The sequence below is a fragment of the Croceitalea rosinachiae genome, from assembly GCF_031846445.1.
Taxonomy (GTDB): domain Bacteria; phylum Bacteroidota; class Bacteroidia; order Flavobacteriales; family Flavobacteriaceae; genus Croceitalea; species Croceitalea rosinachiae.
This window is the reverse complement of the sequence record NZ_JAVRHR010000001.1, coordinates 1608740-1633471: the sequence shown is the minus strand read 5'-3', so window position 1 is coordinate 1633471 and position 24732 is coordinate 1608740. Positions and strand designations below refer to the sequence as shown.

21 protein-coding genes are annotated in these 24732 nt (G+C 40.6%); 15 read left to right on the top strand and 6 right to left on the bottom strand.

Annotated elements, in window-relative coordinates; genetic code table 11:
- The first annotated feature begins 7 nt into the window (after positions 1 to 7).
- From RM706_RS07385 to RM706_RS07365, 5 genes are all read left to right on the top strand, one after another.
- Complete coding sequence (locus RM706_RS07385) at positions 8 to 793, top strand: class I SAM-dependent methyltransferase (protein WP_311350389.1); 786 nt, start codon at positions 8 to 10, stop codon at positions 791 to 793.
- Entirely contained in the window at positions 790 to 1245 is a 456-nt protein-coding gene (locus RM706_RS07380; RefSeq protein WP_311350388.1) for a DUF1801 domain-containing protein, read from the top strand. The genes RM706_RS07385 and RM706_RS07380 overlap by 4 nt, the downstream gene beginning before the upstream one ends.
- A gap of 94 nt (positions 1246 to 1339) precedes the next feature.
- Positions 1340 to 2122 carry an RluA family pseudouridine synthase gene (locus tag RM706_RS07375; protein ID WP_311350387.1) on the top strand — a complete coding sequence of 261 codons (783 nt, stop codon included), beginning with the start codon at positions 1340 to 1342 and terminating at the stop codon, positions 2120 to 2122.
- Positions 2123 to 2387: 265 nt separating this feature from the next.
- Positions 2388 to 4142: a serine hydrolase gene (locus RM706_RS07370; protein ID WP_311350386.1), complete on the top strand. Its 1755-nt coding sequence runs from the start codon at positions 2388 to 2390 to the stop codon at positions 4140 to 4142.
- 22 nt (positions 4143 to 4164) lie between these two features.
- Entirely contained in the window at positions 4165 to 5391 is a 1227-nt protein-coding gene (locus tag RM706_RS07365; RefSeq protein ID WP_311350385.1) for a hypothetical protein, read from the top strand.
- Between the two features lie 42 nt (positions 5392 to 5433).
- On the opposite strand, the gene RM706_RS07360 is transcribed toward RM706_RS07365, so the two are convergent.
- On the bottom strand, positions 5434 to 7857 hold the full coding sequence (locus RM706_RS07360) for a beta-glucosidase (RefSeq protein WP_311350384.1): 2424 nt from the start codon (positions 7855 to 7857) through the stop codon (positions 5434 to 5436).
- Positions 7858 to 7935: 78 nt separating this feature from the next.
- On the opposite strand from RM706_RS07360, the gene RM706_RS07355 reads away from it, so the two are divergent.
- The 8 genes from RM706_RS07355 (at position 7936) to RM706_RS07320 (ending at position 15041) form a co-directional block, all read left to right on the top strand.
- Entirely contained in the window at positions 7936 to 8652 is a 717-nt protein-coding gene (locus RM706_RS07355) for an NUDIX hydrolase (protein ID WP_311350383.1), read from the top strand.
- Positions 8653 to 8698: 46 nt separating this feature from the next.
- Positions 8699 to 9079 carry a VOC family protein gene (locus RM706_RS07350; RefSeq protein WP_311350382.1) on the top strand — a complete coding sequence of 127 codons (381 nt, stop codon included), beginning with the start codon at positions 8699 to 8701 and terminating at the stop codon, positions 9077 to 9079.
- A gap of 12 nt (positions 9080 to 9091) precedes the next feature.
- Positions 9092 to 9904, top strand: coding sequence for a hypothetical protein (locus tag RM706_RS07345; RefSeq protein WP_311350381.1), 813 nt, complete (start codon positions 9092 to 9094; stop codon positions 9902 to 9904).
- Between the two features lie 9 nt (positions 9905 to 9913).
- Complete coding sequence (locus RM706_RS07340; RefSeq protein ID WP_311350380.1) at positions 9914 to 11080, top strand: MFS transporter; 1167 nt, start codon at positions 9914 to 9916, stop codon at positions 11078 to 11080.
- Positions 11081 to 11213: 133 nt separating this feature from the next.
- Positions 11214 to 11570: a hypothetical protein gene (locus RM706_RS07335; protein WP_311350379.1), complete on the top strand. Its 357-nt coding sequence runs from the start codon at positions 11214 to 11216 to the stop codon at positions 11568 to 11570.
- Positions 11558 to 11944, top strand: coding sequence for a hypothetical protein (locus tag RM706_RS07330; RefSeq protein WP_311350378.1), 387 nt, complete (start codon positions 11558 to 11560; stop codon positions 11942 to 11944). The genes RM706_RS07335 and RM706_RS07330 overlap by 13 nt, the downstream gene beginning before the upstream one ends.
- Positions 11945 to 11990: 46 nt before the next feature.
- On the top strand, positions 11991 to 12563 hold the full coding sequence (locus RM706_RS07325; RefSeq protein WP_311350377.1) for a hypothetical protein: 573 nt from the start codon (positions 11991 to 11993) through the stop codon (positions 12561 to 12563).
- A gap of 105 nt (positions 12564 to 12668) precedes the next feature.
- On the top strand, positions 12669 to 15041 hold the full coding sequence (locus RM706_RS07320; RefSeq protein WP_311350376.1) for an alpha/beta hydrolase: 2373 nt from the start codon (positions 12669 to 12671) through the stop codon (positions 15039 to 15041).
- A gap of 240 nt (positions 15042 to 15281) precedes the next feature.
- Here RM706_RS07320 and RM706_RS07315 read toward each other — a convergent pair whose 3' ends face one another.
- From RM706_RS07315 to RM706_RS07295, 5 genes are all read right to left on the bottom strand, one after another.
- Entirely contained in the window at positions 15282 to 20084 is a 4803-nt protein-coding gene (locus RM706_RS07315) for a T9SS type A sorting domain-containing protein (RefSeq protein WP_311350375.1), read from the bottom strand.
- Between the two features lie 243 nt (positions 20085 to 20327).
- Positions 20328 to 21605: a glutamate-1-semialdehyde 2,1-aminomutase gene (gene hemL, locus RM706_RS07310; protein ID WP_311350374.1), complete on the bottom strand. Its 1278-nt coding sequence runs from the start codon at positions 21603 to 21605 to the stop codon at positions 20328 to 20330.
- A 6-nt stretch (positions 21606 to 21611) separates the two neighbouring features.
- Complete coding sequence (locus RM706_RS07305) at positions 21612 to 22466, bottom strand: glucosaminidase domain-containing protein (protein ID WP_311350373.1); 855 nt, start codon at positions 22464 to 22466, stop codon at positions 21612 to 21614.
- Positions 22463 to 23368, bottom strand: a complete 906-nt coding sequence (locus tag RM706_RS07300) for a 1-aminocyclopropane-1-carboxylate deaminase/D-cysteine desulfhydrase (RefSeq protein WP_311350372.1) — start codon at positions 23366 to 23368, stop codon at positions 22463 to 22465. Before RM706_RS07300 ends, RM706_RS07305 begins: the two co-directional genes overlap by 4 nt.
- A 7-nt stretch (positions 23369 to 23375) precedes the next feature.
- The gene (locus tag RM706_RS07295; RefSeq protein ID WP_311350371.1) at positions 23376 to 23705 is read right to left on the bottom strand and encodes a hypothetical protein; all 330 of its coding nucleotides are present in this window, start codon (positions 23703 to 23705) and stop codon (positions 23376 to 23378) included.
- 172 nt (positions 23706 to 23877) lie between these two features.
- On the opposite strand from RM706_RS07295, the gene RM706_RS07290 reads away from it, so the two are divergent.
- Both RM706_RS07290 and RM706_RS07285 read left to right on the top strand, forming a co-directional pair.
- A complete protein-coding gene (locus RM706_RS07290) occupies positions 23878 to 24045 on the top strand; it encodes a C1orf53 family protein (protein ID WP_311350370.1) in 168 nt (55 codons plus the stop codon).
- Positions 24046 to 24113: 68 nt separating this feature from the next.
- The gene (locus RM706_RS07285; protein WP_311350369.1) at positions 24114 to 24707 is read left to right on the top strand and encodes a DUF4136 domain-containing protein; all 594 of its coding nucleotides are present in this window, start codon (positions 24114 to 24116) and stop codon (positions 24705 to 24707) included.
- Positions 24708 to 24732: the final 25 nt, after the last annotated feature.

Sequence of the window (24732 nt, the reverse complement as noted above, 5' to 3'; positions counted from 1 at the left end):
CATTCGGATGAAACCAAAATACGATCAAATAGGAACGAATTATAATCTGACCCGTAGGGCAGACCCCTATTTGACCGAACAATTGCTTTCACACCTGCAACCCATCCAAACTGGCAGGTATTTAGATATTGGCTGCGGTACTGGTAATTACACCCATGAGTTTCAAAAAAAGGGGTTTAGTTTTCTGGGTATTGATCCTTCTGAATTGATGTTGCAAGAGGCTCGTCGAAAGAACAAACAAATTGAGTGGCGATTGGGTACCGCAGAAAATACGGGCCTGCCCCCAACTTCTGTTGATGGTATTATTGCATCCTTAACCATACACCATTGGGCCGATTTAAATGCAGCAGTTTTAGAACTCCAAAGGGTTCTGAAACGAAAGGGCAACATCGTCATTTTTACGGCGACGCCGCTACAAATGAAAGGGTATTGGCTCAATTATTTTTTTCCAAAAATGTTGGCCGATGCTGCCAAACAAATGCCCAGTTTAGAAGTAGTGACCACAGCCATGAATACCAATGGTATTCAACTTTTAAAAACGGAACCTTATTACATTCAACACGATTTAAAAGACCAATTTCTATACAGTGGCAAGCACAACCCTGAACTGTATTTTAAACCACAAATCAGAAACGGAATTTCTTCTTTTGCAGCATTGGCCAAGAAAACAGAGGTAGACCAAGGCTTAGCGCAACTAAGAGAGGCTATTGACAGTGGTGCCATTGACGACATTATCAAATCGTATGAAAACGATTTTGGTGACTATTTGTTTATCTTGGGGCAAAAGCAATGAAACCAAACCCACAATTACATACTTTTTTAGCGCCCTACGACAAGGGCATTCAGCAATTGACCCTACAGTTGCGTGATTATATTACTGATTTGGTGCCACAGGCCAATGAGCTCATTTGGGACAATTATAATGCCGTGGCCCTAGCGTACTCAAAATCAGAAAAACTAAAAGATGCCTTTTGCCATATTGCAGTTTATGCCAAGCATGTCAATTTTGGCTTTAACCGTGGTGCAGAGTTAACGAAAACAAATGTGCCCTTAAATGGCAAGGGCAAGTTGATACGCCATATTTCGGTAAAAGATTTTGAACGCTTCCCACAAGAAGAACTCAAAAAAATGATTTGGGAGGCGGTAGGTATCTCTGAAAACTTGAATCCGGCCTTAACCGAAAATACCAATCCAAAAAGTATGGTCATGTCCATTTCAGCGAAGAAAATTAGACCCAATTCATAAGCCCTTATATAAAACGATTACTAATATCAAAACCCATATTGTTCCTGCTCAGCCCGCACCTATTAGCATTCAAGAATACGGTGTCGGTATTTTTATGGAGGTCCCCACCAAATCAGCCTTAAAAAAAGTTTTAAAGAAAGGATTTATTACTGTAAATGGTGTTTTAGCGACCACGGCGACCCTACTTTCTGGCGATGAGGAAATCGCCTTATATATTCCTAAAAAAACGCAGACCCATAAAAAATTGGTCTTTCCGCTTACGGTACTTTTTGAAGATAGGCACCTGGCCGCCATTCACAAACCCGCAGGAGTTTTGGTCAGTGGCAATACCTTTAAAACCATCGCTGCCGCCCTACCCCAAAACCTAAAACCCAGTTCATTGCCCGATGCCACTACCCCACAACCCGCCCACCGTTTGGATTATGCCACTACAGGGGTTTTGTTAGTTGGTAAAACGGGTAGTGCCATTCGTGCTTTGAACCAACTGTTTGAAGACAAAGCCATTCAAAAAACCTATTATGCCATTACTATTGGAACTATGCCACCTAGTGGAACAATAACCACCGCCGTTGATGACAAGCCTGCGCAATCTGTTTATGAAGTTGCGGAGAGCGTAGCTTCCGAACGGTTTGGACACCTCAACTTGGTGCGCTTACATCCAAAAACAGGCAGAAGACACCAATTACGGAAACATCTATTAAGTATTGGCAATCCTATATTGGGTGATGCCACCTACAGTTTAGAAAATATGGTCTTAAAAGGTAAAGGCTTGTATTTGCATGCGCATTCTTTGGCATTTACACATCCGTTCACTCAAGAAGAAGTGCTTATCCAAGATGAGCTTCCGCAAAAGTTTACGCGTATTTTTAGTAGTTAAAAATCAAATTCGACCCCTGCGAATAATATGTCGCCCGTAGTATTAAAGTTGAAAAGTCTTGCCAAGAAAATGGACTGACCTATTTTGACACCTCAGAAAATTTTATGGGGACCATGGAAAAAGCTGCGGACTATTTGTTGGGAAATGATAGAAAAACTACGTGAATAGGCTATTTTTAAGGCAATGACATAAACATGACATCTAAATGTCGTAATGAAGGCAAGTGGAACGCCATACATTTGTTTCATCAATAAATTCAAAATTCATGAACAATCGATCACTTGCCGAGAGACTTAAATATTACAGAAAAAGTAAGGGCTATTCCCAAGAAGAATTATCACACCAAACCCAAGTTACGGTGCGTACGATTCAACGTATCGAAAAGGCAGAGGTGAATCCGCATTTAAACACTTTGAAATCACTTGCGGCCGCGTTGGATATTGAAGTGAATGAATTGCTTCCGCTAGAAAACCCAAAAGAAGAAACCATAAAGAAAAAATGGCTCTTGTTGCTTCATGGAACGCCCTTATTGGGCATTTTCATTCCCTTGTGCAACGTACTCATCCCCCTTTTTATCTGGATTCACAAGAGAGAGGACAATCCTATTTACGATGAGCATGGCATTAAAGTCATTAACTTTCAAATTACCGTATTATTATTAGCCGTTTTAGCCTTTGTAAGTCTTGTGACTATAGAAAAATGGGGGTTCTTCATCTTCATTGCCACCTTACCTATTTGTATCGCTATTGTTATTTTTAATATCATCTACGTTCTTAAAAAAGAAAAATGTTATTATCCCTTAGCAATACCTTTTTTAAAGTTCAAAAGTTCGAGTTCCTTAAAATCTGTAGCCCTGCTATTTTCGGTGCTTATTTTTAGCAATTGTGCAACCAAAACCAATGACGGAATAGCGCGGTTAGACGGCAGTATGATTTCAAAAGACCTCATAACCGAAAAAATGAATCAATTGACCAAAGATGCTAATGTACAGGGCTTGGCCGTGTCCATTTTTGAAGACTACCAACTAGTCTATGAAAATGTGGTTGGGTATAAAGACGCTCCGAAAAAACTGGAATTAACAGACTCTACAAACATCTATGGGGGTTCATTAAGCAAAGCTGTATTCAGTGTTTTGGTCATGAAGCTAGTGGAAGAAGAAATCATTGATTTAGATACTCCCCTTGAATCGTATCTACCCAAAAAGATTCATGAATATGAGCCTTTAACGCGCTGGCATGATGATTATACCGATTTAAAGACAGATAGCCTCTATCATAAAATAACCGCAAGAATGTGTTTGGCCCATACCACCGGATTTGCTAATTGGAGGTTTTATGAATCGGATAAAAAGTTGAAAGTAAACGAGGTTCCAGGTACTACCTATGGCTATAGTGGCGAAGGGTTTGTGTACCTACAGGTCGTTTTAGAGAAAATAACCGGAAAAGGGTTGGAAGAGCTTGCACAAGAGTATATTTTCAAACCTTTACAAATGAAAAACTCTTCGTACCAATGGCAAGCAAGATTTGAAAAAGACTTTGCCTATGGGCATCAAGAAGATGGTACCACATTTCATAAAGACATAGACAATGAACCCAGGGGTGGGAGTACTTTAGAAACTACTTCGAGTGATTATGTACAGTTTTTAACTGCTGTTCTTAATCAAGAGCTCCTGAGCAAAGCTTCGTATGATGAAATCTTTAGCCCACAAATCCGTATTAAATCAGCAACTAATTTTGGCCCGGGAGCGGCATTAACAACGAATAAATTTGATGCTATCAACTTAAGTTATGGATTGGGATGGGTTTATTTTGAAACACCATATGGCATTGGAGTTTCAAAAGGTTGTCATGGAGATGGCTTTGAACACTATTCCGTTCTTTTTCCTGAAACTGGCAAGGGCATGCTCATCATGACCAATTCGGCCAATGGTGAAAGTATTTATAAGGAGTTGCTGGCCTATGCCATTGCGGATACCTATACGCCATGGGAATGGTCGAATTATATTCCTTATGTAAAATAACTGTGTTCAACTAAAATTCTTGTTGTTTCGCAAACGATCAATCCAATCAAAAAACACCTTAGGCGAGGTAGAACTTGTATCGAGAAGCAAAGGTGTTCCAAATGGCGTTGGCCTGAGCGTTGCCGAAGGGTTCTCGATAGTTCTGCTGAGTGAAGCCGAAGTACAATTCGCCTGCAGCGAACCACTCGAACTGACAACACAAAAGAAAACAAAATCAAAAACCCAAATGTGTATATTTAATCATTATTTAACCCGACCCTATATGAACTTAAGATATCTTCTTCTTGCAATAATTATCATTTTCTTCATTGCGTGCAAGCCTTCATCGACTTCCAAAAAAGAGCAACTGGCGCGCAACTATTACCAAGCTCTGGACCAATCTAACTTTGCCCGTATTGCTGAACTGCAATTTGATAGTATTCGCGTAAAAGAAGGGTCTTACACCTCAGTTTATTCTGTTGAGGATTATGTAAATTGGTTAAAGTGGGATTCCGTCTTTCAACCTACTTATGAGGTGCTTGATATCACATCTGATGAAGAAAAAGTGGAACTTACCATATCTAAGGTTTGTAAAAGAATTCAATTCTTAAATGGTGGCCCCATGATATCAAAAGAGGTCATGCAGTTTAAAGAGGGTAAAATATATACTTTGGAAATTAAAGATTTCACTTCATACAACGGAGAGCGTTGGAATGCCGAACGTGAAAAACTGGTCAACTGGATCAAAGCCAACCATCCTGAACTTGAAGGTTTTATCTACGATCAAACCCTGCAAGGGGGAATAAACTATTTAAAAGCTTTAGACCTTTATCAGAGTCGAGCTATGACCGAAACGGCCACAACCTTGAATCTAGCGGAAGAAAAAAAGGCCATACTCGCCACCTTAAATAATGAAACCAAGGCCGCTTTTCAACGCGACTATCAGACATGGCAAGCTTATTGGGTTCATGACAACGACATGACCAAGGTATATTTAGATTTTCCTGAAAATACTTTTTCAGAATCTCTGGGGTGGTCAGAGATAAGCGGATTTGTAAAAGACTTTTTTGAGAAACACCCAGAACCGGAACCTTTGCCTGAACTGCTCAACGACATTGAAGTGCGCCTTTACCAAAGTGGTGCTTGGGTAACCTACGCACAAAAAGATTCGCTGCGTGGTCTAAAACGGGAAACACGACTTATGGAAAAGGTTGATGGGCAATGGAAAATTGCTGGTATGCAAACCACTATTTATGGTTTTGAGCAATAAAACTTTCAAAAAACCTCTTTCAATACGCAAAAAGTAAGGGCATTATAACTCAATTTCTCCCATTTGCCTAATATCTCTAGATGAAGCCCCTATTTTAATGGTATACAGTCCGTTTTCAAGATTCCAACCTTTCTTATCCTCGTCCCAATAACGCAGTTCTTTCACTGGTATTTGTAGGCTAATACTATCCATCGCCCCGGGTTGTAAGTTTTGTGTTTTTGTAAACGCTTTCAATTCTTGCGTAGGTCTGTCGATAACAGAATTCAATTTCTCCGCATATACTTGTACCACTTCTTTACCAATTATTTGACCACTGTTGGCAATGGTAAACGATACATTGATCGTATCATTTTCTACAAGGGCTTCCATTTCGCCATATTCAAAGTTGGTATATGATAATCCATACCCAAAAGGGTAAGAAACTTCCATATTTTGCTTATCAAAATGACGATAACCCACATAAATACCTTCATCATAATGGGTATAATCCCGGTTACGCACTTTTTCAGCTTCTGGGCGCTCATCTGGCGGAAACATAAGCCCTGTCAGCATTTGACGTAAGGACCAAGTGTCACCACCTTCTGGAAAGTTAGCGTGTGAAGCATGGTCACCTAAATTCACAGGAAAGGTAACCGGTAATTTGCCGCTAGGGTTAGTCATACCACTCAGAATATCTGCAACGGAGTTACCCCCTTCTTGACCCCCTTGCCAAGCCAACACAATGGCATCTGGGCCCGACTTCCAAGAAGCGGTTTCTACCACCCCGCCAATATTCATAACCACAATCAATTTTTTTCCAACCTCTTGAAAGGCAGTGCTTGCCTCTTTGATCAGCTGCTTTTCCGTTGCAGATAGCAAAAAATCATCAACTTCAACACGGTCGCCACCTTCACCGGCATTTCTGCCCAAAGTAAAGATTCCGATATCTGAAGTAGCTACGATTTCTGCTAATTTCTCAGAAGAGTAATCCATTTCAGGTGGTGTAAATGGGTTAAAAATCACATCCATCCCCTCGGGTTTTTTAAATCCTTCAGGGTTTGCTGCCTCATGCGCCTTATAGGCTTCGTTGGCCACTTTATTGATTTCGTAACCAGCATTGGCCAAACCTTCTTCCAAAGAAATGGTATAGGCCTCGTTGACATCACCAGAACCGGTTCCTCCAGCAATAAAGTTGTACGAGGTTGTTCCTAAAAGTGCTACGTTCAACCCTTTAGTCAATGGTAATGCATTTTCATTTTTAAGCAAGACTATGCCCTCAGCAGCAGACTGCCTCGTTATCTGAGCATGTTTTTTCAAATCGGGCTTGTTACCGTAACGATACCCTTGCATCTTTTTTGAATTAAAGACCAATGCCAAAATGCGCCCAGCAGCCCTGTCAATATCGGCTTCAGGTAGCTCGCCATTTTCGATAGCTTCATTCAATGCTTTCCATTGTCGCTTGGTACCGGGTTCTAATAGGTCATTACCCGCACTGATCATAGCAACAGCATCTCTGCCCCCAAACCAGTCTGACATGACCAAGCCTTTAAAATTCCACTCTTTACGTAAGACATCGGTCAATAAATACTTGCTCTCAGCCACATAAGTTCCGTTGACTTTGTTGTACGAAGACATAATGGTCCATGGCTGCGCTTTATCCACGATAATCTCAAATCCCTTTAAATAAATTTCACGCAACGCACGTTCTGATATGATCACATCGTTAAAAGTCCGTTCTGTCTCTTGGTTGTTGGCCACATAATGCTTTACGGCAGTACCCACACCATTTGCTTCAATTCCATTGACAATGGCCGCCCCCATATAACCGCTTAAAAAGGGGTCTTCTGAATAATATTCAAAGTTTCGCCCGCATAGGGGATGGCGGTGCATATTGGCCCCAGGACCTAAAATGACATCAATACCATACTCTAAAGCTTCAGTACCCATGGCATTGCCCACTTGGAGCACTAAATCTTCGTTCCATGAAGAGGCCAACAAAGTAGCTATTGGAAAAGCGGTACAGTAGTAGGTATTCTCATCTCCCTCACGAGTAGGTTGAATTCGAAGCCCGGCCGGACCATCAGATAAATACACTGTCGGAATACCCAGTCGTGGTGTCGGAACTATGGTGCCAACGGCGCCAGCAATGCCCGTACCCGGTTCTGTCCTACCCATAGCTGATGCCAGACCAGAACCTTTGAGCAAATGTATTTTTTCTTCTAAAGTCATCTGTGACAGTGCATCGCTCACCCGGGCTTCTAGAGTTTGGCGGTCATCTTCATAAACATCTAATGTTCCATTCTCATTTCTATCTAAAAAAGTATAACCGTCAACGGTCACTTCTTTAAAATCAGATTTCTCCGCATAGTCATCTTCAAAACTTAAAAAGGTCTTACTAAAGTGTCTAGCAGTAAAAAAACCTACAATTGCCAATAAAAGAATTAGTGCCCCTAAGACTTTTAAAACAAGTATCACTTTCTTCTTCATGATGTTATAATTGTGTCTATTTGTCACAAATATAAAATTTATTTGTGACATAACGCCACGAATTAGTATTTTTACCATATGGAACTCGAAAATTTTCTGAAGTATGGGGAAAATCAATTTCTTCCCAACTTATCCATCGACCTAGTGATTATCGGATATCAAAAGGATGATTTAAAGTGCCTTTTATTGAAAGTAGGCCCTAAATGGGTGTTGCCCGGTGGGCATATTAAAATTGATGAATCGGTTGACATGGCTGTATCGAGAGTATTGCAAGAGCGTACCTCATTAAAAAAACCCCATTTCAAATTTTTAAAGGTTTTTGGTGATAAGCACCGAAATTTTAAAGAAGAATTCAAAGTTTTTTTTAAAGAAAAGGGAATTCCATGGCAAGAAGGCCATTGGCTTACCAATCGTTTTGTAACCCTAGCCTATTATTCATTGGTCGATATCGAAAATACTGACCCCAAACCTGGAGATTTTGATGAAGCAGCCGAATGGTTCAGCTTTGATGAGCTACCAGATATTGGCCTCGACCATGAATCTATTATCAGAACCGCCCGTCATCGCTTGAAAGAAGATATTCAACGTGAACAACTTACTTATAATTTGCTGTCAAATGAGTTTACCATGCCCGAACTTCATCGATTGCATGAAACCATTCTCAAAGAAAAACTAGATCGAAGTCGTTTTCAGAAGAAAATGTTGGGATCTGGTCTATTTGAACGACTGCCCAAGCTGAACAAAAGCACTCCTGGTAGCAATCCCTACCAATACCGCTTAGTTCAAAAAAACTAAACCACTTGCATAGGGTTATTTTAATGGTTTGGGTTACCTTAGAGCTATGAACCTCAATCAAATTACGGTTCCTTCATTGGACATAGCTAAATCCATAGCTTTTTACAAAATCCTTGGTCTTAAACCAATTGTAGAGGCCCTACCCCATTATGCCCGATTTGTTTGCCCCGATGGCAATGCTACCTTCTCTTTACATTTGGTCGAAGAGCTTCCAAAAGGCGAAGGTATTTCTATTTATTTTGAATGTGCAGAGCTAGATAAAACCGTAGAAGAGCTAGTCGCAAAAGGCATAAAATTTGATGAGCAACCCAATGACAAACCTTGGCTTTGGCGCGAGGCTCGTTTGAAAGACCGCGACGGCAATCAAATCATCTTATATTATGCTGGTGAGAACCGGTTGAATCCCCCTTGGCGTGTTAACGACTAATTTCAAGAGCAAATGAAACGTATTGAACTATTTGAATTTGAAGATTTTGACTGGCTGCCATCTGCTGTTCGCACAGGTGCCACCAATTTAATCATCATTTTTCATCAACTTATGGGCACCAAAGAGGTCATTGCCCAATTACTGTTGGATCTTCAAAAACAACACCATTTTAATCGAATCGTAGATTTAGGTTCTGGTTCCGGAGGGCCTATGCCCGATGTAGTGCAACAGTTGAACAAATCCACTCCCGAAAAACCTGTTTCATTACTATTGTCAGATTTACATCCCAATCCTAAAATCGTTGCCGCTACTAACGGTCAGAACAATGAGCATATAAAATATCATACCAAACCAATAAACGCCTCTGAGATTGGCAATGCTCCTGAAGGGCTAAAAACAATGATCGCTAGTTTTCACCATATGAATCCTAGCACGGCTAAAAAAATACTGCGGTCAGCGGAAGAAAATAGGGAACCGCTATTCATTTATGAGGTAGCCAAAAACAATGTGCCCCTATTACTTTGGGTTCTTCTTCTGCCACTTTCACTGACCATTCTTTTGATCATGAGTTTGGTGATGACCTTATTTGTTAGACCCTTGACTTTTAAACAACTCTTGTTTACCTATATCATTCCCCTTATTCCCATTGTCTATGCCTGGGATGGTCAGGCCTCGCTCATGCGTACCTATACGTTTAATGATATTGAGCACTTACTTGCCGAGAACAAGAACCCCAACTACCAGTGGACTATAGCGGATGCTACAAAACCTAATGGGAAAAAATTAGGTTATTACATTTCTGGAATGCCAACAAAATCCGAATAAACCAATTTTTTGCAGCCCCCAAAACACATATTACCCGTTATCGTTGTTGCACAATTTTTTTGCACCTCACTTTGGTTTGCGGGCAATGGGGTACTGGTCTCTTTAATTGGCCATTTTAATTTGGGTGTAAACAGCTTTGGCAACATTACTTCTGCTGTTCAATTTGGTTTTATTATGGGCACCCTACTTTTTGCGGTATTGACCTTAACAGACCGTTTTTCGCCTTCAAAAGTGTTCTTATGGTGCGCTATTTTAGGTGCCTGTTTTAATTTAGGCATTGTTTGGGAAGGTAACAACTGGACCAGTATTCTGATATTTCGATTTATGACCGGTTTTTTCTTAGCTGGTATTTATCCCGTTGGGATGAAAATCGCTGCGGACTATTTTGACAAAGGTTTAGGTAAATCGCTAGGATACCTTGTAGGCGCCTTGGTCTTGGGTACCGCATTACCACATTTTTTAAAATGGCTTACCGCATTATTTTTATGGCAATATGTAATTTACGCTACCTCGGCACTTGCCTTTTTTGGTGGTCTTCTTATGGTATTATTAGTACCTAACGGGCCTTATAGAAAACCCAGTCAACATATAGATTTCACTGCTTTCTTCTCAATATTTAAAAAGAAAGATTTTAGAGCAGCGGCATTCGGTTACTTTGGCCATATGTGGGAACTCTATACCTTCTGGACTTTTGTACCTGCATTGCTTGCCCTGCATGCAGAACAGCAAGGACATAATTTATTTCGCGTTTCGTTCTGGTCATTTTGGGTCATTGCTATTGGCGGACTTGCATGTATACTAGGGGGCTATATTGCCCAAAGGAACGGTACTAAACGTACGGCTTCCATTTTTTTGTTTTTATCTGGGTGTTGTTGTTTGCTAGTGCCTTTAGTATCGCTCTATGCCACTACTCCAGTTTTTACTTTATTCCTATTGTTTTGGGGCATTGTCGTTATAGCCGATTCACCCTTATTTTCAACTTTGGTCGCTCAAAGTGCACCCCCAGAACTTAAGGGCACAGCACTTACCATTGTCAACTGTATTGGTTTTGCGATTACTATTATTAGTATCCAGTTGATGATTACATTACAAGGCACAAACTATAGTTTTTGGCCATTCTTACTTCTGGCTTTAGGGCCACTATTTGGGTTAATAGCATTACTAAAAAAACCATAAGTCTTGGTTTATCAGTCAAAAAATCGTTGAAACATACCAACTACACAAAAATTCTTTTAAAATTCACTCTATTTAACTATCTTATTTTCAGTTATTTCTATCAACATTACGAACCAAAACAACCAAAAAAAAGATGGAAAAATACAAAAATCTGCACCTTTGGATGATCATTCCAATGGCCTTTATGCAATTCGGAATATTTAGAGATTATTGGGGTGATTTCACAGAAAACGGATGGTCTGTGCATATCCATTATTGGACAGGTACAATTTGGTACTTATACCTCATCATTCAACCTTATTATGCCACACATGGTCAATTGGTAAAGCATCGCACCAATGGTATCATCGGAATGTTTTTAGCAGGCGGGGTCTGTATTACGGCGCTCAGTATGTTGTTCAGGGATATTGCAAATGCTGATAGTTCAGCTCAATTTCCAGATAATTTTGGTCCGTTTGAACCTTGGTTTTTTTTGGGGTGGCAGCGGTAGAAATACCTATGATATTGGCTTTTGGTTATGCTGTGATTATGGGTATCGTTCATCGTAAAAATCTGGAAAGTCATGCTTGGTGGCTCATAAGCACCGTTTTTTTGATTATGATGCCGGCTTTAGGCAGGGGAATTCAAAATGCTTACGTTTTCATGAATCTTGAAGATTGGCCTAATATTGATATCATGGGGCCAACTTATTTTACTCAGTTTTTGATAATTGCCATGATTCTTTTGGCAGCATGGAAACTTAAAAAGTTAAAACACCCTGCAACTATCTTGGCCGTTGCCATTAACATATACACTTGTTTTTTAGAACCATTGGGCCGGTCAGAAATGGTCGAGCTTTTTTTAAGGACCATGATTAAAGATTAGGTTACTAAGGGCAAAGCACTATCTTTAGTTTTTAACCGACTATCAAATGAATTTTTCTTTAAAAAAACTCCTCCTTTTTGGGGTAATGGCCGAGGTGATTATTTTCTTTTTTTGCCATTTAACTCAACCCTCGCTTGAAGAAACATTTCGTCTCTCTGCCAGATACTCGGGTCGTTTGTCATTTGGAGTGTTTTTAGTCGCTTTTTATCGCTTTGCCTTTGGTCACCCAAAACAGATAAAAGAAAACACAAAACTGCACCATTGGCTCATCCTTTTCGCGGTAGTCCATGTCATACATTTTGGTTTTTTGGCAACAAATGTCATTTTAAACGAAATTCCGATTGTTCCTTTAAAGCTTGCCGGTGGGGCCTTGGCTTATCTCATGATTGTTTTAGCGCCATTGGTTTTACATAAACTAAAACTAGGTTGGCAATTGGTCTACTTTTATTATGTAAGTCTGGTCATGGCCATTACTTATTTAGCAAGGGCCAAAGGTGATTTTGAGGGCGCAGAACCCTTTTGGTTTCATTACTTAGCACTGGGCGTTTTAATTTTGGCTTCATTGTTTTTTGGTTATAAAATTTTTAAAACCAAAAGGGAAATTGATTCGAAACCATAGTAAGCACTTAGCGTGTATAGATTGTAGGACGATTTTACTATATTCCAATAAAATTCATCTTAACTCCGCAACCATACCTTGCAAGACCTGACCAAAAACTAGAAAATGAAAAAAATATATCAAAAAATACTCCACTGGCTCAAAAATCAAATTGAAACCATTACACCAGGTCAACATGCTATAAAAGGAGCCTCATTAGGTCTCTTGTATGTAACAGCCTTTTTTTGGATCATGTTTGCTTCTGGGGTTTTTTCAGGACTTAAAGATGGATGGGTCTTTTTGTTATTTCTGTCTTTTGCTCTGCTGGCTATCTTAGCTGCATTTCTGACCCGATGGCTAATTAAATTATTGAGCAATTTCAATAACACCTATAAGCTTGCCCTTTTAATTACACTACCGCTACTCTTCATCATGAGCTTTGATTGGATGCTACCTGTACTTATTCTAGTATTGGCATCGCTTTCTGGTGCGGCCATTTTGGTCTTAAAAAAAACAGGTTTTAAAAAGTTATCAAATCGACAAAAGCTAGTAACTATTATAGGAATGATTATTGGATTTGGAGGTTTTACTGCAGCAGGAATTCTCTACAGTCGGGCAGGATTTGATGTAGACCCCATGGTAAATGCAGCCAAATCCGTTGATGTGAAAATTGCCGCAATTAGGGCAACTTCACCTGCAGAAAAGGGAGTTTATAAAACAAAAACATTGACCTATGGTAGCGGAAAAGATCTTCACCGACCAGAATATGGCGAAGAAGTGGACCTAAAAACGGATTCTGTTAATGGGGTGCCTTTTATTGATGACTGGGATGGTTTTGGAGGTTGGTGGCGAGAAAAATACTGGGGTTTTGATTCTAGATCACTGCCTTTAAATGCCCGAGTTTGGTATCCCGAAGGAGAGGGACCTTTTCCACTTGCGTTGATTGTTCACGGAAATCATAGTATGCAAGACTATTCTGATATTGGATATCAATATCTTGGAGAATTACTGGCTTCAAAAGGAATTATTTTGGCATCGGTCGATGAAAACTTTATCAATGGCTCTTGGTCAAATATCTTTGGAGGGTTGGACAAAGAAAATGATGCTAGAGGATGGTTGTTACTAGAGCATTTAAGGCAATTTCATGAATGGAACAACACTGAAGGCCATCTATTCCATGGTAAAATTGATACTGAAAACCTAGCATTGATAGGGCACTCAAGAGGTGGAGAAGCGGTGGCCCATGCTGCTATGTTCAACAAACTGCCCTTTTATCCTGATGATGCTTCTATAAAATTCGACTATAATTATGGCATTAAGTCCATTGTCGCCATTGCTCCTGTAGATGGGCAATACAAAGCAGGAAATAGCAGAACTGTCATAGAAGATGTCAATTATTTTGTAGTTCATGGAGCACAAGATGCCGATGTTACTTCCTTTATGGGTTCCCAACAATATGAAAGGGTAAAGTTTAAGGACAGTAGTTATCATTTCAAATCTGGATTGTATGTCTATGGGGCCAATCACGGTCAATTCAATACGAGTTGGGGCAATAACGATACTGGCAATCCTTTTACTGGGTTCCTGAACCTCAAACAACTGCTTCCGATTGAAGATCAATTGAAAATAGCAAAGGTTTACATTGGTTCATTCTTAGATATCACCCTAAAAAATAAAAAAGAATACCTACCCTTATTTATAGACCCAAGAAAAGGCGCAGATTGGCTTCCTGAAACGGTCTATTTAAGTCAGTTCGAAGATTCAAGTTTTAAATCTGTGGCCAATTTTGATGAAGATTTTGATGTATCTACCGCCACACAACAGGACGGGAGAATCACCGCAGAAAATCTGACCATCTGGCGTGAACAAGAAATAAAACTGAAATCGCAAGAAAAAGGAAGTAGGGCACTTTTTGTTGGTTGGGACTACGATTTCGATAATAAAAAGAAAACAATGGAATCCGTTGCCGATTCGGTGATTGCCAATTACGCTATAAGCTTATCTTCCGCCAAAATTGATTCCACCGCTGTTTTGGTGTTTTCGGCTGCCGAATCAAAAGAAAAAACCGACCCTAAATCTGGGGGCAAATGGGTGAAAGGCATTGAAAACGAAAACGCTGCGGACGATGATACCGAACAAAAAGAAGACGAAGATGAAATAGCAGAAGACGATGAAGATCAAGACGAAGAAGAAATCAAAGTTCCTATAGATTTTACCATTCAATTAAAAGATTCTGTAGGACAACAAATTTCCTTTCCTTTGAGTACTTTTTCACCCCTGCAGAGAACTATTGAAGTTATGATCAATAAAACAGGGTTTCTTAATGATGACAAAGAATCAGAAATCGTATATCAAACCTTTTATTTTCCATTTGAAGAACTTCAAAAAATGAATCCCGACTTTAGCTTTACTGCTATCGAAAAACTCATCTTTATTTTTGATAAAAATGAAAATGGTGTTATTTCTATAGACAATATCGGGTTTATGAAAAGGCCATAATACCATTCAAGGTATCATTCTGAAATGCTAAAATTTACATTTTTCAGAAAACCTTCCTCACCGCTTCAATAGTCTTGGCTAAATCTGAATAACTGATGGCAAAGAATATTGTTTGGCAATCTGTATTATCTTAACACTATAAATAAAATAACGGTATCAAATTCGTATAGTCTTCGATTCATGAATTATAAAATGTCCTACTTTCCAATTCTTATTTCATTTTAAATACACATTTCTGAATCATCGTTTTATAATCTTGAAGCCTTCTTCCAATTCCGCTCCGCTTAAAAAGACGGTATAGGTTCCAGAAGCCAGGTTTTCCAAATTTATTTGCAGCTCCCGGTTATCCGGTACTTGCAACAGTTGTGAAAACACCATAGTGCCAAGGTTGGAGGCCACTTGTACCCGTACCTCACTTTCAGAACCAGGAACGAGGACGTGTACCACACCTATCGTAGGATTGGGGTAGAAGCTCACATTATCCACTAATCCTATTTCCTCTTCGTACACCCCTTGGCATTCCAAATCTGTCCGTACTCGAAGTTGCGTAAGCGGTTCGGAAAGGATAGCACTAAAACTATTGGCGTCCACAGCAAATTCCTGGTCGTTCAAGGTGACCAAATATGTCGCACTGCCAGATAGCATCAATTCCAGAGTATTTGTAGCCCTATCTACAGTACTTTCAACCAAAAGCGGTACCGCCTGAGCAATGACCACTTGGGTGCATACTTCTTCCTCCTGTGCTACCACCCTGGAAATGCAGAGCGTATATTGCCCTGCAGCTAAATTTTCGATCCTTAAAGGACCCTCTGTTGGGTTAAGCTGCACACCAACTTCACTAGCTATCCGTACCAGAAAATCCTGATCCGTTTGCGAAGCACTTACTATTAAGGTTCCTGTTGTACTATCCTTGCAAGCATCGTTGCCTACCGTAAAGCTAAAGTCTTGGATGTTTAAGGCCGGAAGTTCACAACCGCTGGCATCTACCACCGTACCATTTGGGGTATTGGGGCAATTGTCTAGAAAATCGGCCACGCCATCGCTATCACCATCCAAGAAGGATACCGTTACCATGGCCGTGGCTGTTGCACTATTCCCGCCGCTATCCGTTACCGTTAGGCGCACTTGGTTTTCCCCAATATTGTCAAGAGTAAAATCCGTCACATCCAATTGCATGTCCGCAATGGTACAATTGTCAAAAGAACCGTTATCAACGAATTCCGGACTAAGTTGGGCGATCCCCGTATCGTCCAAGATAAGGCTGATATCCCTGGTAAGGACAGTAGGAGCTATGGTATCCATTACGGTAATCAATACCTCACAGCTTGTAGCGTTCCCTGCCGTATCGGTGATGATCAGCACCCCATTATTCTCACCAAGGTGGGCACAACCAAAGGTTGTACTGTTCAAAGACCTATCCGAAATTCCATTTTCATCAAAAGAACCGTTATCCACCTCTTGGGGACTGATACTAACAGCGCCCGCAGCATCTAGCTCTACCGTAATGCTTTGGCAATTGGGTGTTGGAGCGCTTGTATCTACAATAACATTACTCCCATCCGTAGTAGCGGTTGCAAAGGTACCCAGTTCATTGATTCCCCTAGCAAAGAGCTCAAAAGGCACTTCGCCTTCCGGGCTACTTTCGTTGATCATTAACGTACCCTGCCAAAGGTTCCCAGAAACATTGGTAAAAGAAACCACAGTGGAATTGATACTTCCAATGGCTCCGTTCAATGGGGTACCGGATTCAAAAGTAAGGGTTACCTCATCCCCAACGGTAGCCAAAGCGGTATTAAAAGCATTGTTGGAGCTTAAGCTTACGAACTGCAATACCGGAGGCTGCGTATCAAAAACGATATTTTGAACCGTTGTTGCCGCGGCAGGATTGCCATTTTCATCGCTATAGGAAAGGGTAAAGTCATACGAAGTGCCTTCCTCTAGCCTGTTTCCCCCTGTTGTGCTTTCAACTTCAGGTGCGTTCGCCAGGTCTTCTAGATCCAATGCTATTTGATAATCCCCAGCTGAACCCACGCTAGCATTAAAATCCAAACTTATGGTGGCTGTAGGGTTTGCAGTTTCCGAAATTAACAGATATACCGATTCTTCTTCGGCATTTTCGGGTAATGTAAAGTCAAGATGTAACCCACTATTGGTTGTATTGCCCAAAGGTGCATTGATTACAGGAGCTAGGGTTTCTGGATCATAAATAACAGTAACCGGTAGTAAAGGATTGCTTAAATTTCCGGCAAGATCTTTTGCCATTCCAGCAAATTCATTGAAAAATACAAGTTCTCCTGCTATGGTAGGGGTAACCACAATGGTATATACCGCTTCTGGAGTAGCAACTACAGCACCTAAAGTGGCTGTTCCCCTGGTGTCATCTGCCGGAGCCACTTCCACAGGGTTTGGAATAAGTTCGTGCACTTCTTCATCAAAAACCAGTTCTAGGGTAAACGGTCCGTTTACCACCGCAGGAACGTTCTGCAGGCTTGGTGTGGGAGCCTGGTTGTCTTCCAGAGTTGTAAAGCTTAGCGTTTGCCCATAGGTTAACGTATTGGAAGCATCGCTAACAAAGGCACGTACAAAATAGGTGGTGTTCTGGTCCAAAAGACGGTATTCTGCTGTAAACGCACCTATATCTTGGGGTGTCCCTAGAACAAGGGTGCTGGCAGTTTCAAAGTTTGCGGTAGGCGCCAACTGAAAACCGTGTTCCCCCACCTCAGGAAATCCGAGGTTTGTAAGGGTAGCGTTAACGGTTACCGATGTAGCAGTGACCTGTGTCACAGCATCTGTAATCACTTCGGGATCAAATTCTTGCCATTGCAGGTAGGGATAGCCATTGTTGTTGACGCCATCTATCTTCCACACCGTGCTAAAATCCCAATTGGTAAAGGTAGCCTGCTGTTGCATTTCCGCTGTGGTTTTACCGATACCCTCAATACTTGTATCCTGCCCTGAGGTCTCGGTATCCCAAAAAGAATCTGCTACAGAACCCAAAGAAACACCCACCAAGCCCCCTGCCAATGGGCCGGAAACCGCCCCACTTGAAAAACAATTTTGCACTGGAGCAGATTCTACAAACCCAATCAATCCTCCTGTATCACCCCCTCCATTTACACTGCCCAGGGCATAACAATCGAGGATAGATGGCCCCGTAGTGCGCCCAACAAGTCCTCCTGAAAAGCCACTTGTACCGTTTACTGTTGCATTGGTAAAACAACTTGCTATTGAAATACCTATATTGAATCCGATAAGGCCACCTACATTGGAACTACCGTTAACGCTACCCGTACCATGGCAATCCCTTACTTGGTTACCGCCATTGTCACCTATTAAAATTCCCACATCAAAATTGCCGGTGATGCCGGCATTGGTAAGATGTACATCAACAATATCAGCCATGCCAGTTACCGACCCAAAAAATCCGATTTCATTTCCGGTAGGCCTATTGATGGTAAGGTTTGTAATGGCATACCCTTTACCATTGTAAAGGCCTGTGAAACCAGTACTCTGCGTTCCAATTGGGGAAAACCCTTCATTATTTCCAGCACTGGTAAGATCGCTGGGGTCGTTATAGGGGTCCCCATCGCTGTTGTCATCCGCATCATCCAAAAATTGGGTGTCAGCCGCATCGATATCCGCGGTCTGCTCAAAATGTGCATCCCAAACTGCTGGGGTCTGGCTTATCCATAGCAATTCCTCCACATTGGAAATTAGATAGGGGTCCGTTTGAGTTCCTGCTCCCAAAGGCTGGGTATAACTGGTGGGTATAATAGGAGTCGTAAAACTTTCCACGGAACCATACACCCTGCCGTTGCTATTAGTAATAAAGGCGCGTACGTAATAGTCCGTTCCTGCGGTAAGATCACCAACTGGCAGGGTGTAACTTTCAGTTGTACTGGGTACGCCCTGACTATAAGTCGCCCTGAATTCAAAATCCGAGGTAAGGGCAAATTCAAATCCATGGTCAGTAGCACTGGGATTACCCAGGTTATCGATAGTGGCATTGGCAATAACTGAAGTTTGGGAAATGTCCGTAACCGATACTGTAGTAGCACCAGGGGCAAATTCCTGCCATTGCAGGTAGGGATAGCCGTTGTTGTTGATACCATCCAGCTTCCAAACCGTGCTAAAATCCCAGCCCGCATCCGTAAACGTTTGCTGTTGCTGCATTTCAGCCGTCGTTTTACCCACACCGCCTTGACTCGTTGACTTATTGGATTCTTCTGTATCCCAAAAACTTGATGATATGGGGTAAAACCCAAAAGAATCCGTATAGCCATTTAATCCGCCTGAAAAACCTGAACTATTTACCAGTCCTGTAGAATAACTATTCGTGATATTGTTGGTTGCATTCTCTCCGCTTAATCCGCCCTGAGTTCCTAGTCCATTGGTTACAACGTTTGTATAACTATTGGTTATAGATTGATAATTTGCTCCTGTTATCCCCCCCAAAAGAATAGGTGCATTTACAACTCCAGAGCTAAAACACTCATCAATGGAACCAAGATTTCTACCAACCAAACTTCCTGTAACGTTATCGCCAGTTATATTTACATCTATAAGTCCTAGATTCTTGAGTTCACTGCCCAATTGATTATACCCAATGAAACCAACAAAATTTGTTGACGACCTATCAATATATAAATTCGTAATTAAACTCCCATTACCATCATAGAGGCCCATAAACCGATTTGAATTATTACCAATAGGGGAAAACCCTTGGTTATTCCCTGCACTAATTGCATCATTAGGGTCGTTGTATAGATCCCCATCCAAATTGTCATCTGAATCATCCCAAAATTGGGTTTCAGCAGCATCGATATCCGCCGTCTGGTGAAAATGTGCGCCCCAAACAGCTGGGGTCTGGCTTAGCCAGGATAAATTTGCCAAGGAAGCAATTTGGTAGGGATCAGCAGAAGTGCCGGAGCCCGTGGGTTGCACAGTATTGGTTTGCGCCTGTACGGGAAGCATACTCAGAACGAGAAAAAAAAGTAGAACGCTAAAGTTGCTTTTGGTATAAATCTTAAAAGAAAAGGCCATTGGATTAGATTTGGATATTGAAATACCATCAAATAACCAAATATTGTAAGATTTTACCTACTTTTTGTTGTTTGCTATTCCGTAAGCTGTTGTGAATTCTTAAAAAATTGATGTTGAGGGATTTGCAAGAAATGGTAAGACTCTTATCCTAAAGCATGGATTTTATTGCTTACATTAAGTGGTATCCGCCTTATTTTGAAAAGACTTTTTCCTAAGCTCTAGTTGTATCTGGGGTTTGCAACCTTAAAAAACTTTGCTCACCGCTTCAATGGTCTTGGCTAAATCTGAATAACTGATAGCATCGTTTAAAAAGTAGCTCTCGAAGGCTGAAGGTGGCAGGTAAATCCCTTGGTCGAGCATACCATGAAAATAGTTTTTGAAGGTATCATTATTCCCTTTCGCAGAACTTTCAAAATCAACAACAGGGTCATCACAAAAATGAACAGAAATCATGCTGCCAAATCGGTTAATCTGATGGGCAATGCCCTTCTCGTTCAACACCTCGGCAATACCTTTATGTAAAAACTCTGTTTTCTCAGCCAAACTGATAAAGGTTTCTGGTTTGGTATTCAGTTCGGTCAACATCGCCAATCCTGCACTCATGGCCAATGGGTTTCCACTTAAAGTACCCGCCTGATATACCGGACCTTCAGGTGCCAGATGGCTCATAATTTCAGTACGAGCCGCAAATGCGCCTACTGGGAGTCCGCCCCCAATTACTTTTCCGAACATCACAATATCGGCATCAACACCCAAAGCTTCTTGTGCACCACCTTTGCCCAGGCGAAAGCCCGTCATCACCTCATCAAAAAGTAACAAGATTCCCTCTTTGGTACAGAGTTCTCTAAGGCCTTTTATAAATTCATCTGTGGGAATAATACACCCCATATTACCTGCAACCGGTTCAATGATAATGGCTGCAATTTCTCCTTGATTTGCTTTAACCAAAGCTTTAACTCCATCCAAATCATTATAATTCGCAAGCAACGTATCTTTTGCCGTGCCCTGTGTCACCCCTGGGCTGTTAGGGCTGCCAAAGGTTACCGCACCACTACCTGCCTGAATCAAAAATGAATCGGAATGTCCATGATAACATCCTGCAAATTTTATGATTTTGTCCCTGGCGGTATACCCGCGGGCTAATCTGACCGCGCTCATACATGCTTCTGTTCCTGAATTCACAAAACGAATCTTGTCAATGTTTGGCACCATGCTCACTGCCAGCTTAGCAAGTTCTGTTTCTATTTCGGTGGGAATTCCGAATGAAGTGCCTTTTTTAGCTTTTTCAATAACAGCCTCTAAAACAGGCTTGTGGGCATGACCTAAAATTAAGGGACCCCATGAAGCAATATAGTCTATATAGTAATTTCCGTCTTCATCATAGAGATATGCTCCTTTGGCTTCTTTGATAAAAATAGGGTCGCCACCAACGGCTTTAAATGCTCTAACCGGCGAATTCACCCCACCAGGAATATATTTTTTTGCTTCAGAAAATAGTGCACTACTTCTTTGGTATCGCATACGCTTTTATCTGGTTTTCGCCTTTCTGAGATTAAGGACCTGACCTATGGCCAAATTATTATTCTTCAAACTGTTCAAGCGTTTAATTTCATCAATTGAAAGTCCATACTTCTTTGCAATTCCATACAGCGTATCCCCTTTATTCACTATATGGGTAAAAACACGATACTCTTTCGGTTTACGAATGGTTTCTAGTCCGCCATCAACCACTTCTTCATCAAATTGGGTCAATTCAAAACGTTCAATCAATGCTATGAGCTTTTGAGGGTATTTCTTATCTGTTGCATAACCAGCTTGCCGTAAACCGTAAGCCCATTTTTTATAATCGTCTCTTTGATAATTAAACAAAAACCGATAACGACTTCGTGACGCCAAAAAGATACTATGGTCTCTAAAAGAAAACATGGGGTGATTGTATTTACGAAAACATTCCCCCTTGGCATCATCATCATGAAAATCAAATTCGCCCTGCCATCCTGTATGACATTTAATTCCGAAATGGTTGTTCGTTTTTCTGGTAAGCTCTCCTTTTCCCGAGCCGCTCTCTAAAATACCTTGGGCTAAGGTAATGCTTGCCGGAATACCAAAAGCGCGCATCTCATATTGTGCAATTTTTGAAAACTCGGCTATATATTGATTGGTAGTTTCAATTGGAAAAGCCTTAAAGTAACCTGGGTCGGCCGGTAACGGATACAATCCTGATTTATTGAATTTAGTATCTTCAATACCAGTATTGGGTTTATATACTCCAGCTTTTTTTGTGTTTGTGGCTACTTTTTTACTGCTTGCAGCGCGTTTCTTTGCACCACAGCCAACCAAAAAAATAGTTGCAAAGAGCGCTACTAAAAAATGTCTTGTCATATATCTAACAACGGTAAATCCTTTTTTTTTAATACACTGTTCATTCCTTTTATGCCTTGCAAACCCCCTGTATGGATTACTAATACTCTAGTTTTTGCTTTGAAATAATCCTTCTTTATCAAGTCTAAAAGTCCAAAAAATAATTTTCCGGTATAAATGGGATCGAGTGCAATATCAGTGTTGTTCTTAAAGTCATTGATAAAACGAACAAGCTCGATATTGCATTTGGCATAACCCCCAAAATGATAGTCAGAAATCAATTCCCAATTCTCATTTTGAGCAAATTTACGAATATCGTTGCTTAAAAAATCAACTTTAAGCGCTGGGAATCCCAAAACCCTTTGATGTGAAGCTGAAGAATTTACCAATCCTGCCAAAGTACCGCCAGTACCTACGCAGCAACAAACTACATCAAAATGAGCATCAGCTTTATTCAAAATTTCTTCACAGCCCTTTATGGCCAATAAATTTGTTCCTCCCTCAGGAATGATATAAAAAGAACCAAATTTCGACTTTAATCCATCTAAAAAACCACTGGACTTTTTTAACTGATAGTTTGCTCTAGAAACAAAGTGAAGCTGCATTCCATTTTCATAAGCTAGACGAAGTGTAGGATTGTCCTTCCATTTTCTTTCTAACTCTTCACCTCTAATTACACCGATGGTTTTTAAACCATAGAGCTTGCCTGCATAAGCGGTAGCCGCAATATGATTAGAAAATGCCCCGCCAAAAGTCAGAAGAGTCTTAAAACCTCGATGCTGTGCCTCGGCTAAATTGTATTTGAGCTTACGGTATTTATTTCCTGAAATTTGAGGGTGAATCAAATCTTCCCTTTTCACAAAGAGCTCAATCTTTTTCTGATGAAGCAATGGAAGTTTTATTTCTTGATTGGCAACTTTCAAAAATAACTTATCTGAAAATATAGTTTAAAAAACCATAAGGTTTGCGCTTTTGAATATAGTCCAACCGGTGTTCATTAGCATAAGCTTCGCGCTCAAAAGAAATATTCTGATAGGCTCTGTAACTATCTAAATACAAAACGGTTCTAAAAAGCCATTCCCCCAAATACCATAAATAAAAAAAAACCAACAATAGCTCTTGCTGCTGCTTTAAATGAATGCGCTCGTGGTTGATGAGCACTTGGTCTTGCATATAGGTATCTTCTTTGACAATGATGAATGGCCAAAGGGTGAGTCCTACATAATTTTTACGAAACAAGTGTTTAAAAACTAAAATCATCTACGGTTGGTTTGATGAATTTTTGTTATCGTGGGGTACAACAAATATAATTCATTAGAAATTTAACAACGAACTGAAACTATTTTTCTTACAATGCATAGGTCAAAACCCCAATTAACTCGTTAAATAGTAATTTTGCACTTAGAGATTGTTTAGAATCTAGAACGCTGTTATGAAGAAAATTCTACCTTTAGAAGAAGGTGATTTTTATCTTTCACCTGAGGGATATAAAGTTTTTACTGAAAAATATCATTTAAAAAGAGGGTATTGCTGCGAAAGTGGCTGTAGACACTGTCCATACGGGTATAGTCAAAAAACGAATTCAAGGGACCAATCTTAGGTTTTCGGCATAATATTTGATAAACATTAAGTGCATAAAGTTCTGGTTTAACTCAAAATAAAATTGTTATGAAAAAATGGAAATTATTTGTTCTGCCTGTAATGGCCTTACTTTTTTTAAGCTCGTGTGTTTCTGTTCGTGTTCTAGCGGACTATGACAGAGAAACTAATTTCAACACCTATAAAACATACGCTTTTTATAAAACCGGAATCGACAAAGCTCAAATTTCGGATTTAGATAAAAAGCGAATTCTGAAGGCCATAGATGCTGAAATGACTTCTCGTGGCTTCACAAAATCACAAGATCCTGATTTACTGGTCAGTATTTTCACAAAAGAGCGCGAACAAGTAGATGTCTACAACAACAACTTTGGTTGGGGCGGTGGCTTTGGTTGGGGCGGTTATGGATGGGGCGGCTTCGGATGGGGCAACCCTTGGCTATGGGGCCCAGGCTATGGTTGGGGCGGCAATAATGTTAGCACCAGAACAGAGGGATCTCTTTATATTGACCTGATTGACAACACCAATAAAGAATTGGTTTGGCAAGGTCGTGGTGTTGGCACCTTGAATAACACTAAAAATATTGAAAAGAAAGAAGAGCGAATCAAAGAATTTGTTTCAGAAATCTTGGAAGCCTATCCGCCAGCGATAGTTGCGAATTAAAAGTTTGAAATAGCGAAGTAACTAA